The sequence below is a fragment of the Achromobacter sp. FW305-C-30-7 genome, from assembly GCF_058783105.1.
Map to the genome: position 1 here is coordinate 128,427 of NZ_JBYSYI010000010.1, position 12,855 is coordinate 141,281.

Here is a 12,855-nt window from a genome sequence, read left to right on the forward strand (position 1 = left end):
TCGCCTCTCTGTCGGGCCTAGTCCCGGGCAAGCGCCGGTTTCGACAGTTCAAGTTCGTCGGCGTCGTCATTCCTGTGCGCCAGGCGGTACAGGGCCGGCAGCACCAGCAGCGTGAGAATGGTGGAAGAAATGATGCCGCCGATCACCACCGTGGCCAGCGGGCGCTGCACTTCGGCGCCCGTGCCGGTGGCGATCGCCATCGGCACGAAGCCCAGCGAGGCCACCAGCGCCGTCATCAACACCGGGCGCAGGCGCGTCAGCGCGCCGATGCGCACGGCCTCGGCCACCGACTTGCCCTCTTCGCGCAGGCTGCTGATGAACGACAGCATGACCAGGCCGTTCAGCACCGCCACTCCGCACAGCGCGATGAAGCCCACCGCCGCGGTGATGGAAAGCGGAATGCCGCGCAGCCACAAGGAGATCACGCCGCCGGTCAGCGCAAAGGGAATGCCGGTGAACACCAGCAGCCCGTCCTTGACGTTGCCGAACATGGCGAACAGCAGGGCGAATACCAGCAGCAGCGCCGCCGGCACCACGATCTGCAGGCGCTTGGCCGCGGATTGCAGCTGCTCGAACGTGCCGCCCCAGGACGTCCAGTAACCCGCAGGCACCTGCACTTTCTCGCCGATAGCCGCGGTGGCCTCAGACACGAACGAGCCCAGGTCACGGCCCCGCACGTTGGCGCTGACCACGATGCGGCGCTTGCCGTCCTCGCGCGAAATCTGGTTGGGGCCCGGCGCCAAGTCGAAGGTGGCGACCTCGCTCAGCGGGATGTAGGCCGCCTGCGCCTGGCCTTCCTGCCTGGGCAGGGCGACAGGCAGCTTCTTCAGCGCCGCCAGGTTCTCGCGCACGGCTTCGGGCAGGCGCACCACGATGTCAAAGCGCCGGTCGCCCTGGAAGAAGGTCCCTGCCTCGCGGCCGCCCACCGCAATGGCCAGGGTGTCCTGCACGTCCGCCATGCTCAATCCATAGCGCGCGGCGCGGGCGCGGTCGATGTTGACTGTGAGCATGGGCAGGCCGGTAGTCTGCTCCACCTTCACTTCCGAGGCGCCCGGTATGGTCTGCAGGACCTCGGCGATCTCGGCCGCCGTGCGGTTCAGCACGTCGTTGTCGTCGCCGAACACTTTCACCGCCACATCGCTGCGCACGCCCGAGATCAGCTCGTTGAAGCGCAGCTGGATGGGCTGGGAGAACTCATAGTTGTTGCCGGGGACTTTGTTGGCTTCCTCCTGGATCGCCGCCAGCAATTCGGCGCGGGTCTTCCTGGGGCTGGGCCACTGGTCGATAGGCTTGAGCATGATGTAGCCGTCGGAAATGCTGGGCGGCATGGCATCGGACGCGATCTCTGCCGTGCCGGTACGGGCGAATACGCGCTCGATCTCCGGGAACTTCTGCTTCAGCCGGGTCTCCAGCTGCTTCTGCATCTCGACCGACTGCGTCAGGCTGGTGCCCGGGATCCGCAGCGCCTGGATCGCCATGTCGCCTTCGTTCAGGTTGGGAATGAACTCGCTGCCCATGCGCGCCGCCAGCACCCCGCTCAACACCACGAAGACGGTCGCGCCGGCCAGGATCAGCGGCGTGCGGCGCAGCGCGATTTCAAGCAAGGGCTCGTAGCGGCGCTTGGCCCAGGCCATCAGGCGATTCTCTTTTTCAGAGACGTTGTTGCCCATGAACAGCGCCACCGCCGCGGGCACGAAGGTCACGGACAGGATCATCGCCCCCAGCAACGCCAGCACCACGGTCAGGGCCATGGGATGGAACATGCGCCCTTCCACCCCGCTAAGCGCGAAGATGGGCAGGTACACCACCATGATGATCAACTGGCCGAACAGCAGCGGCCGCCGCGCCTCTCGCGCTGCCGCGAAGACCTCGTGGAAGCGTTCGCTGCGCGTCAGCGGCCTGCCATGGTGCGCCCGCGCATGGCTCAGGCGCCGCACGCAGTTCTCCACGATGACCACCGCGCCGTCGACGATGATGCCGAAGTCCAGCGCGCCCAGGCTCATCAGGTTGGCGCTGACCTTGTAGGTCACCATGCCGGTGAAGGTGAACAGCATGGACAGCGGGATGATCATGGCGGTGATCAGCGCCGCGCGGATGTTCCCCAGGAACACGAACAGGATGACGATGACCAGCGCCGCGCCTTCCAGCAAGTTCTTCTTGACCGTAGCGATGGCCTTGTCGATCAGGTTGGTGCGGTCGTAGACCGTCACGGCCTGTACGCCGGCCGGCAGCGATTTGTTGATGGCTTCCAGTTTGACGGAAACGGCCTGCGACACCGCGCGGCTGTTCTCCCCTATCAGCATGAACACCGTGCCCAGCACCACTTCCTCGCCGTTGCTGGTCGCCGCGCCCGTGCGCAGCTCGCGCCCGATGGACACCTCGGCCACGTCACGTATGCGGATCGCCTGGCCTTCTACTGTCGCCAATACCACGTCGCGGATGTCGTCCATGGACTTGACCTGCCCGGGCGCCCGGATCAGGTACTGCTCGCCCTTGCGCTCGATGTAGCCTGCGCCGATATTGGCGTTGTTCCGTTCCAGCGCGGTCATGATGTCGGTCAGCGCCAGCCCGTAGGAGGCCAGCTTCTCGGTGCTGGGGGCCACCTGGTATTCCTTGGCGTAGCCGCCAATGGCGTTGATCTCGGTCACGCCAGGGATGTTGCGCAGCTGCGGCTTGATGATCCAGTCCTGGATCTCGCGCAAGTCCATGGGGGTGTAGGGCGTGCCGTCCGGCTTGCGGGCGTCGTCCCGAGCCTCCACCGTCCATAGATAGATCTCGCCCAGGCCCGAGGAGATCGGCCCCATCATGGGCGTCACGCCTTCGGGCAGGTTCTCCTTCGCTTCCTGCAGGCGCTGGTTCACCAGCTGGCGGGCGAAGTAGATGTCAGTGCCGTCCTTGAAGATGACGGTCACCTGCGACAGGCCATAGCGCGACAGCGAACGCGTCTGCTGCAGCCCCGGCAGGCCGGCCATCACCGTCTCGATCGGATAGGTGACACGCTGCTCGGTCTCGAGCGGCGAATAGCCTGGCGCACCGGCATTGATCTGGACCTGCACGTTGGTGATGTCCGGCACCGCGTCGATGGCGAGCCGGGAATAGTTGTAGACGCCGATGGCGGCCATGCCCAGGGTGACGAACAGCACCAGCCAGCGTTGTTCGATGGCGAAACGGATCAAGCGTTCAAACATGTTCCGCCTCGTCTCAGTGCGCGTGCTCGGCGCCGGCCTTGCCCAGCTCCGACTTGAGGACAAAAGTGTTTTCGACCGCATAGCGCGTGCCGGGCGCAAGTCCCGACAGCACCTCGACCCGGTCGTCCGAAGCCTTGCCCAGTTTCACCGGCTGCACCAGAAAGCCGCCCGGCACCTCCACGAACACGGTGGGCTCGTTGTCGACGGTCTGGACCGCGTCGGCCGCCACCGTTACCGCGGCGTCGGACATCCGGGTCACCACGTCGACCGAGACAAACAGCCCGGGACGCCAGGCCATGTCCGGATTCTCCAGCGTGACCCGCGCGGTAGCCGTACGCGTCTGCTGCCCCAGCAGAGATCCTATATATGAAACCGTGCCTTCCGCCTTGCCGGCAAACGCCGCAGAGCTCACGCTGGCCGCTTCGCCCACGCGCACGTCCTGCAGGTCCTTGGGCGCGATCACGAATTCAGCCCATACCGTGCGCAGGTCCGACAAGGTGAAGATGCTGGCGTTGTCCGGCAGCGCTTCGCCCAGCGCGATGTGCTTTTCCACCACCACGCCGTCGAAGGGCGCGCGGATCTCCAGGCTGCCCAGGTCCTTGGAGCGCGGCTCGGCGCCCACCGTCCGCAGCTTCTGCTCGGCGTTCTGCACGGCGATATCGGCCTCCTGCAGCGCGGTGCGCGCCGCCTGGTAGTCCTGCTCGGCGGACACCTTTTCCTGCCACAGGCGCAGTTCGCGCCTGTGGGTCTGGGCGGCAAGATCGCGCCGCTTGGCCGCGGCCAACCATTCGCTGCGCAGCTCGGACAGCGCCGAGCTGGACAAGGTGGCCAGCAGCTCGCCCTTTTTGACCTGCTGGCCCAGGTCCGCCGACACGCTTTGCACCACGCCGGCCATGCGCGGCACCACGTGCGCGGTGCGGTCCGCGTTGAATTTGATTTCGCCCGGGAACTGGACGGACGTCGCCAGCGCCGCAGGCGCGGCGGCTTCGGACTTGATGCCGGCCACCGCGATCTGCTCGGGCGTCAGCGCGATTTTTTCCTGTTCCTTCGGCGCCTCCGCGCCTTGTTCCGTCTCGGCATGCCCGTGGTCCGCTTCGCCCGCGGCCTGCGCCGGGTACGCGGGCGCCAGCAGCAGCGCCACGCACAGGCCGGCCGCCGTCCACATCATGGGGTGTTGCTTGTTTTTGTGTTTTGCCATTTCTTATGCTCGTTTCAACGTCCGAGAATGCGGTCGATATCCGCGGAAGCCTGGTACACGGATGCCAGCACCGTCAGGTAGGCGATGTTTCCGTCGGACAGGGTGCGCTGCGCGTCCAGCACTTCCAGGAAGCCGAACTTCCCTGCTTCGAAGCCCTTGCGCGCGGCGTCATAGGCCTGGGTGGCGCCCGGCAGCACCGCGGTCCGGTACTCGCGCGCGGAGCCCACCGCCAGATCGAAACGGGTCACGGCCTGCAGCAGTTCGCCCATCAGGCTGGATTCCAGCTCGCGGAATTGGTCCTGCGCCTTGTAGGCCTGCATGGTGGCGGCGTAGACATTGCCCTGGTTGCGGTCGAAGATCGGCAAGGGAATGGAAACGCCAAGCTGGGCCTTGTTGCGGCCTGCCTCGTTATCGCGGGCCACGCCCGCGCTCAAGGTGATGTCCGGATAGCGCTTGCTCTTCTCCACCTCCAGCTGCGCCTGCCCCAGGTCGACGGCGAGCTTGCCGCCCTGCATCCTGGGCGTTGCGGCCAGGCCAGCGCGCAGCTCGTCGATGGACGCCCGCTCCGGCAACGTTTTTAGATCCCCACCCACGCTGGCGAAGCCAGGCTCCGCTTCGCCCCAGAGCAGGCCGAGCTTGCGGCGCGCGCCCAGCAATGCCGCCTCGGCGCCGCGCGCCTCGATGCGCGCATTGGCCAGAGCGACCTGGGCCTTGCTGCCTTCCAGCGGTGGCGCCTTGCCCGCGGCCACGCGCCTCTCGGCCAGCCGCAAGGCGCCACTGGCGATGTCCACGGTGCCGCGCGTCACCCGCACGGATTCCTGCGCCACCGCCACGTCGAAGAAAGCCGCAATGACCGCCGCCCGCAGACCGGCCCGCGTGCCCGCCACGTCCTGGCGCGCCAGGTCGCGGGACAGGCCTGCCGCCTTGACCCGGGCGGCGCGCTTGCCGCCCGTCTCCAGCGGCACGTTCAGCATGGTGGTGGTGGTGCGCGTGGCCGATTTCGTATCGTCCACGCTGACGTCGATGGAAGGGTTGGGCAGCAGGCCCGCCTGCGTCAGCAGGCCTTCGGTCGCCGCGGCCTCGTTCTTCGCCGCGGCGAATCCGGGATTGCGTTCGAGCGCCGCGGCCAGGGCATGCTCCAGCGTCAGCACGGCGCCTGTCTGGCTCTGCGCCATGGGTGCGGGAGCGCGGGCCGCGCCTGCGTCCTGGGCGGATGCGGACGCGGACGCGGCGATCATCAGGGCCGCCAGGGTCAGCGGCAAGGCAGATACATGCATGGTTCAACCAAGGAAGGTGCGAGCCGGCAATGTATCCAGACGGGCGCGTCAATCGACCGACAGAAAAATGACATTTCCGTAAGGTTCTCGGGCCTTACAAAAACGTAATCAGGGAGTTCGGGAATTGACGGACATCGGTCCGTAGAGTGTCACCGTCGCTACACAAACAGCGTGTATGCGCCTGACGGAACACCGCTACCGGCGCCACGCCCAACCTGGGAGATATCCATGAAGATCAAAACCGTCGCCGCCGCCCTCGCCCTGGGTTCCGCGTTGGCCCTTCCCTTTGCCGCCAGCGCCTCCAGCACCTGGCACCAGACCAATACGGAAATCGGCTACGCCATCGCGCCGGACCACGCCACCGCCGGCAAGACACGCGAAGAAGTGAAAGCCGAGCTGGCCGTGGCCAAGTCCGACCCGAAGCAGTGGTTCCTGACCAATCTGAACGCCGCCAAGCCGGGCTGGGTCAGGCAAGGCACCTCCCGCACCCGCGCGGACGCCATGGCGGAAATCGAGGCCATGACGCCGGCCGAACGCGCCCGCCTGGACGCGATCTACACCCCGGGCTGAACCGCCGGCCCCGTGGCGGACGCGTCCCGCGTGCCTGCCGGCGCTGCGCAGGGCGGCTGGGCCGCCCTGTTTGCGTTTCTTTCCCCGCCACGATTCCGCCTAGAATAGGACGCAGGATCCGAGGACTTCCGCGCACTCTTTTTATTCCGCTGATATGAAAGTACTCGTAATCGAAGACGAAAAAAAACTCGCCGAGTACTTGCGGCGAGCGCTGACCGAACACAACTACGTCGTCGACGTGGCCCTGGACGGCGTCACCGGCCTTCATCTGGTCCGTGAAAGCCAATACGACCTCGTCCTGCTGGACGTGATGCTGCCGGCCATGGACGGCTTTTCCGTGCTGGCCGAGATCCGCAAGACCAGCCGCGTCCCCGTCCTGATGCTGACCGCGCGCGACAAGCTCGAAGACCGGGTCAAGGGCCTGCGCGACGGCGCCGACGACTACCTGGCCAAGCCTTTCGCCTTGTCGGAGCTGCTGGCCCGCGTGCTGGCGCTGGGCCGGCGCAGCGGCCACGGCCAGACCGAAACCATCGGCCAGAACGTGCTGCGCATCGACGGGCTGGAGCTGGACCTGCTGCGCCGGCGCGCCAGCCGCGACGGCGTGCGGCTGGACCTGACCGCCAAGGAATTCACCTTGCTGGCGCTGCTGATGCGCAAGCAGGGAGAAGTCCTGTCGCGGCTGGAGCTGGCCGAACAGGTGTGGGACATCAACTTCAACAGCAACACCAACGTGGTCGAGGTCGCGATCCGCCGCCTGCGCGGCAAGGTCGACGAACCCTTCGACAAGAAGCTGTTGCATACCGTGCGCGGCATGGGCTACGTGCTGGAACCGCGGAGCGACTGATGTCCGGGCAGCGCCCCAAATCGCTGCATCGCTGGCTGTCGCGCTGGCTGGCGATCCAGACCTTCATCGCACTTGGCCTGGTCTGCGTCGCGGTCTATTACGCGACCAACCTGAACCTGGCCAGCCGCCAGGAAGCCCTGCTGCAACAGAAGGTCGAAGTCGTGCGGCACCTGGTCGAGGAAAACGCCGCCAGCCAGGACTCGACCCGCCTGCGCCACAAGCTGAGCGACTTCTTCTATGGCCGTCCGGATTTCTCGCTGGTGCTGGAAATTGACGGCGAAAAGGTCTATTACGGCAGCCCCATCGCCGGCGACAACGATTTCCACCATGAGCGGCGCATCGCCTTCACGCTGCCCTATCCCGGCGCGCCCGGCGATGCCATGAACGCGGAACTGGTGCTGGACATTTCCAGCGACATCCTGCTGCGCAAGGCCCTGGCCTGGACCCTGTTTGCCTGCGCCCTGGCGGGCGCCATCGTCGTGGCGGCGGTGGGCACGCTGCTGGTGCGCCGCGGGCTGGCGCCGCTGGACGCGCTGGGCAAGCAGGCGGCGCAGCTGTCTCCGGACCGCATCGGCGAACGGCTCGACGAAAGCGGCCAGCCCTGCGAGATCCGGCCGCTGGTGCGCCAGTTCAACGCCGTGCTCCAACGGCTTGAGCGCGCCTACGTGCAGATGGAAGGATTCAACGCCGACGTCGCCCACGAGATGCGCACGCCGCTGGCGACCCTGATCGGCGAGACCGAGTTGGCGCTGAGCACGCGCCCATCGCCGCAAGCGCTGCTGGAAACGCTGGGCTCCAATCTGGAGGAACTGCAACGCCTCTCCAGCATCGTCAACGACATGCTGTTCCTGTCGCAAGCCGACCGCGGCGCGCAGGCCCGAGGCAGCTGGCAGGACAGCCTGTCCGCCATCGTCCAGGAGGTCACGCAGTATCACGAGGCCGAAGCCCTGGACGCCGGAGTCGATATCGCCGTGGTGGGCGATGCGCCGGCCCAGGTCGACCGGACGCTATTTCAGCGCGCCGTGTCCAACCTGGTCTCGAACGCCGTGCGCTATGCCGCCCCGGGCAGCGTGATCGAAGTCGAGATCGCGCGCGGCGCCCCCGAAGAAATCCTGATATCCGTGCGCAACGAGGGTGAGCCGATACCGGAAGAGCATCTGCCGCGGCTTTTCTACCGCTTCTACCGCAGCGACACCTCGCGCGAGTTCGACGCCAACCACCATGGGCTGGGGCTGGCCATCGTCGCCGCCATCGCCCGCATGCACGGCGGCCGCAGCTACGCCAGATCGGCGAACCGGACCACGACCATAGGCTTCAGCATCGCGGCGGCGGACATTACAGAAAGCTAATCCGCCTGTCCGGATTCTGTCCGCGCCCGCTCCCTAGAATTTCTCCATGCCGCTTGAAGACCGGCCGCTACAGCGGCTTTCAAGGGCGCCGGCCTCAGGGAGGCCATCTGCCTCCCCTGGATTGTTGAGATTGCCGGACCACGTTCCATGGAGAAATTATGAATCGTCTGACCCTGTTGATCCTTGCCATTTCCGTTGCCGCTGCGGCCCCGGCTGTCCAGGCCGAGCCGAAGACCCGCGAACAGGTCAGGCTCGAGCTCGAGCAGGCGAAGAACGCCGGGCTGGTCACGTACGGCGAGCTGGACTATCCGCCCGCCATCGCGCCCGCCCAAACCGGCAAGACCAGCGCCCAAGTCGCCGACGAGCTGCAACGCGCCAAGGCCGCCGGCCTGGTCACCTACGGCGAGCTGGACTACCCGCCGTCCCGGCCGGCCACCTCGTCCAAGACGCGTGCGGAAGTACGCGCCGACCTGAACCTGTGGAAGCGCTCGGGCATGGCGGACCTCTATCGCGGATCGCAAGGGCCTGACGTGTTCAGTCTGAAGTACCGCCAGCGCTATGCGGAGTATGTCAGGATGCGTACGGGCGCGGAGTATCGGCAGCAGTTGGAGATCGAGAACGGCAGGCAGTAAGCGCCGCCCGAAGCGCGACTCGGCATACCTACAGCAGGAGCGGCCGCCTCCTCAGTCCTCTTCGACAAATGCCTCCTCGCGCTTCTTGCGGATATTCGGCAAGGCAACCAGCACCACCAGCACTAGCGCCGCGCCCAGCAGGGATGCGGACAGCGGCCGCTCCACGAAAGTCGTGAAATCGCCGCGCGACAGCAGCAGGGCGCGGCGGAAGTTCTCTTCCATCATGGGGCCGAGCACCAGGCCAAGCAGCAGGGGCGCGCCCTCGCAGCGCAGCTTGCTCCAGATGTAGCCGACGACGCCGAAGAAGGCCGTCATGTACAGATCGAAGGTGTTGTAGTTGAGCGAGTAGACCCCGATCGTGCAGAACACCAGGATCGCGGGGAACAGCACGCGGTAGGGAACCTTGAGCAGCTTGACCCAGAGCCCGACCAGCGGCAGGTTGAGTATCACCAGCATCAGGTTGCCGATCCACATCGACGCGATCAGGCCCCAGAACAGTTCGGGATGGCTGGTCATGACCTGGGGGCCGGGTTGGATGTTGTGGATGGTCATCGCGCCCACCATCAACGCCATTACCGCATTGCCCGGAATGCCCAGCGTCAGCAGCGGGATGAAGGACGCCTGCGCGCCCGCGTTATTGGCCGATTCCGGCCCGGCCAGTCCGGCCGGGTGCCCTTTGCCGAAACGCCCGGGTTCCTTGGACAGCTTCTTTTCCAGCGTGTAGGAAGCAAAGGCCGACAGCACCGAGCCGCCCCCGGGCAGGATGCCCAACATCGATCCCACCGCCGTGCCGCGCACGATCGCAGGCGCCGCCTCGCGGATCTCCTGCCGGTTGGGATACAGCGAGCCCACCTTGTCCGTGATCTCGACCCGCTTGTCCTTCAGTTCCAGGTTGTTCATGATCTCGGCAAAGCCGAACACGCCCATCGCCACGATCGCGAAATTGATGCCGTCCTGCAGTTCAGGAATGCCAAAGTCGTACCGGGCCACGCCGGAATTGACGTCGGTGCCGACCAGGCCGAGCAGCAGGCCCAGCAGGATCATGCAGATCGCCTTGACCAGCGAACCGGAGGCCAGCACCACCGCCCCCACCAGGCCCAGCGTCATCAGCGAGAAGTACTCGGCCGGCCCGAACTTGAACGCGACCTCGGCCAGCGGCGGCGCGAATGCCGCGATCAGCATGGTGGCCACCGATCCCGCAAAGAAAGAGCCGATGGCGGCGAGCGACAGCGCGGCGCCGCCGCGACCGTTGCGGGCCATCTGGTGGCCGTCGAGAACCGTGACGACGGCTGACGTCTCGCCTGGCAGGTTGACCAGTATGGCGGTGGTCGAGCCGCCGTACTGCGTACCGTAATAGATGCCAGCCAGCATGATCAGCCCCGCGACGGGCGGCAGCACATAAGTGATCGGCAGCAACATCGCAATGGTGGGCACGGGTCCCAGGCCAGGCAGCACCCCCACCAGCGTGCCCAATACACATCCCAACAGCGCATACAGCAGGTTTTCCGGCGTAAACGCCACGGAGAACCCCAGCATGAGGTTATCGACAAGTTCCATCCCCGCTCCTTGGTGTTTTTATCGTGATACGAAAATAGATCGTAGTACGATATAAAAAGCCAAGAAACCCGGGTTTTTACGGACTGGGGAAGCGCAGTTGAAGAATGGCGGGCGCGCTGCCAATTTGCGCAACCCGCTCGCTACGGTGCAGTGCCGAGGCCATGCCGCTGACGCGGCAAGGCCTCACATCGGCTTGAGATCGACCTCTTTGGCGATCTTGCCAAAGGTTTCCAGGTCGCTCTTCACGCGGGCGGTGGTTTCAGCCGGCGTGGATACGCGCGGAATCATCGCCAGGTCCAGCAGGCGCTGCTTCATTTCCGGCTTGGCGAACTCGCGCGCCAGGGCCTGCTGGATCTTGTCGACGATCTCGTCCGGCGTGCCCTTGGGCGCGGCCAGGCCGAACCAGGCGACCGCGGAGAACCCCGGCAGGCCAGCTTCGGGCGCGGTGGGCACGTCGGGCAGGGCCGCCACGCGTTCCGGGTTGGTGACGAACAAGGGCCGCACCTTGCCGGCCTTGATGAAGGGCGTCTGCACGCCGGTGTTGTCGAGCACCGCGTCGATGTGGCCGCCCAGCAAGTCATTCATGGCCGGGCTGCTGCCCTTGTAGGGCACGATGTTGACCTGCATGCCGGCGGCGCGGGCGAACATGAGCTGGGTCAGATGCTGCTGCGTGCCCAGGCCAGCGTTGCCGAAGGTGATCTTGTTGGGATTCTTGCGGCCGTAGTCGATGAATTCCTGCAGGTTCTTGGCAGGGAATTCATTGTTCGTGACCACCACGAAAGGCAGGTCGACCAGCACCGTGATCTGCTTGAAGTCTTCCAGCGGCTTGTAGCGCAGCTTGTAGACATAAGGATTGACGGCCATGGTGCCGCTGGCGGTCAACGCCAGCGTGTAGCCGTCCGGCTCGGCGCGCGAGACGAACTCGGTACCCAGCACGCCGCCCGCGCCCGGCTTGGCCTCGACGATGGCCGGCTTGCCCAGTTCGGCCTGCAAGGCCTGCGCCGCGAAGCGCGCCAGCATGTCGGCCGACCCGCCGGTCGCGTACGGCAGGACGATCGTGATCGGCTTGCTGGGATAGGAGTCCGCGGCCATCGCGGGCGCGGCGATCCCGGCCGCCAGACAGGCAGCGGCCAGAGTTTTCAGATGCTTGACCATCAATGATTTCCCCTCGTGGTGTAACGACTGCGCTTGCACCCGGGGAAGATTAAGCGGTCCCGTGTTATATGGCTAATCAACAATTAAAATAGATCTCTATCACCAACGTTGATAATCACCCGGGACCGCCATGCTGACCTCGATGGACCTGAACCTGCTGCGCATCTTCGACGCGGTCATGACCGAACGCAACGTTACGCGCGCGGCCTCCGCCCTGCATATGACGCAGCCCGCGGTCAGCAATGCCATCAACCGGCTGCGGCTGACCTTGAAGGATCCGCTGTTCGTGAAGATCCAGGGCGGCGTACTGCCCACGCAGCGCGCCGAACTCCTGTGGCCGCCGATCCGCGACGCGCTGGCCCGCATCGCCGACACGCTGGAACGCAACGACTTCGATCCGGCGCGCTCCGAGGCCGTGTTCCGCATGGCCATGTCCGACTACGTGGCGGACCAGGTCATCCGCCCGCTGTTCGTGGAACAGCAGACCGTCGCGCCCAACGTCCGCATCCACCTGCATCCCTATTCGCTGGACAACGCCGGCGTGCTGCTGGAGAAAGGCGAAGTCGACATGGCGGCGGGCGTGTATTCGAACTTCGGCTCGTCCCTGCGCACCCTGCCGCTGGAAACGCTGACCTACGTCTGCGCCATGCGCAAGGGCCACCCGCTGCTGGCGCAGCCGCGCTTCACGCTGGACAACTTCTTGCGCGCGCGCCACCTGATGGTGAGCCTGTTGGGTACGCCGACCCTGATCGACCATGAACTCGCGCCCCACGGCTACAAGCGCAACGTGGTGCTCACCATCAACCAGTTCGCGCTGGCCCCGCGCCTGCTGGCCGAGACCGACCTGATCTGCGTGGTGCCCCTGAACACCGTGCGCAACAGTCCCTATAGCCATCTGCTGGAAGCAGTGGAGGCGCCCTTCCCCTTCGCCCCGCGCACCGTCAACCTGATCTGGCACGAACGTTCGGACAATATCCCGGCGCATCGCTGGCTGCGCGAAGAGATCCTCAAGGTCTGCCAGGCGCAAGGGATGGTGTTCGATCAGGCGCAGCCGGCTGAGTCTCATCCGTATTGACGTACTGACA

At 65.8% G+C, this 12,855-nt stretch carries 10 protein-coding genes; 5 read left to right on the plus strand and 5 right to left on the minus strand.

The features are described from left to right. Positions 1–17: 17 nt before the first annotated feature. Genes AC3WOB_RS26520 through AC3WOB_RS26530 form a run of 3 tightly spaced genes read right to left on the minus strand, consistent with a single transcriptional unit; the run spans position 18 to position 5,663 of the window. On the minus strand, positions 18–3,188 hold the full coding sequence (locus AC3WOB_RS26520; RefSeq protein WP_492276666.1) for a CusA/CzcA family heavy metal efflux RND transporter: 3,171 nt from the start codon (positions 3,186–3,188) through the stop codon (positions 18–20). A 13-nt stretch (positions 3,189–3,201) separates the two neighbouring features. Continuing rightward, positions 3,202–4,386 (minus strand): efflux RND transporter periplasmic adaptor subunit, encoded by a 1,185-nt coding sequence (locus AC3WOB_RS26525; RefSeq protein ID WP_013395297.1) that lies wholly within the window; start codon positions 4,384–4,386, stop codon positions 3,202–3,204. A 14-nt stretch (positions 4,387–4,400) separates the two neighbouring features. Next, positions 4,401–5,663, minus strand: coding sequence for a TolC family protein (locus tag AC3WOB_RS26530; RefSeq protein ID WP_492276667.1), 1,263 nt, complete (start codon positions 5,661–5,663; stop codon positions 4,401–4,403). Positions 5,664–5,891: 228 nt separating this feature from the next. Here AC3WOB_RS26530 and AC3WOB_RS26535 point away from each other — a divergent pair, with 228 nt between their 5' ends. The 4 genes from AC3WOB_RS26535 (at position 5,892) to AC3WOB_RS26550 (ending at position 9,058) form a co-directional block, all read left to right on the plus strand. After that, complete coding sequence (locus tag AC3WOB_RS26535) at positions 5,892–6,233, plus strand: DUF4148 domain-containing protein (RefSeq protein ID WP_013395299.1); 342 nt, start codon at positions 5,892–5,894, stop codon at positions 6,231–6,233. Positions 6,234–6,387: 154 nt separating this feature from the next. After that, entirely contained in the window at positions 6,388–7,077 is a 690-nt protein-coding gene (locus AC3WOB_RS26540) for a heavy metal response regulator transcription factor (protein WP_492276668.1), read from the plus strand. Continuing rightward, positions 7,077–8,426, plus strand: a complete 1,350-nt coding sequence (locus tag AC3WOB_RS26545; protein WP_492276669.1) for a heavy metal sensor histidine kinase — start codon at positions 7,077–7,079, stop codon at positions 8,424–8,426. Before AC3WOB_RS26540 ends, AC3WOB_RS26545 begins: the two co-directional genes overlap by 1 nt. Positions 8,427–8,584: 158 nt before the next feature. Then, positions 8,585–9,058, plus strand: a complete 474-nt coding sequence (locus tag AC3WOB_RS26550) for a DUF4148 domain-containing protein (protein WP_492276670.1) — start codon at positions 8,585–8,587, stop codon at positions 9,056–9,058. Between the two features lie 51 nt (positions 9,059–9,109). Here AC3WOB_RS26550 and AC3WOB_RS26555 read toward each other — a convergent pair whose 3' ends face one another. Continuing rightward, positions 9,110–10,615: a tripartite tricarboxylate transporter permease gene (locus AC3WOB_RS26555; protein WP_013395303.1), complete on the minus strand. Its 1,506-nt coding sequence runs from the start codon at positions 10,613–10,615 to the stop codon at positions 9,110–9,112. A gap of 183 nt (positions 10,616–10,798) precedes the next feature. Next, a complete protein-coding gene (locus AC3WOB_RS26560) occupies positions 10,799–11,770 on the minus strand; it encodes a Bug family tripartite tricarboxylate transporter substrate binding protein (RefSeq protein ID WP_492276671.1) in 972 nt (323 codons plus the stop codon). A gap of 130 nt (positions 11,771–11,900) precedes the next feature. Between AC3WOB_RS26560 and AC3WOB_RS26565 the strand changes: the two genes are divergently transcribed. Then, positions 11,901–12,845 (plus strand): LysR family transcriptional regulator, encoded by a 945-nt coding sequence (locus tag AC3WOB_RS26565; RefSeq protein WP_013395305.1) that lies wholly within the window; start codon positions 11,901–11,903, stop codon positions 12,843–12,845. Positions 12,846–12,855: the final 10 nt, after the last annotated feature.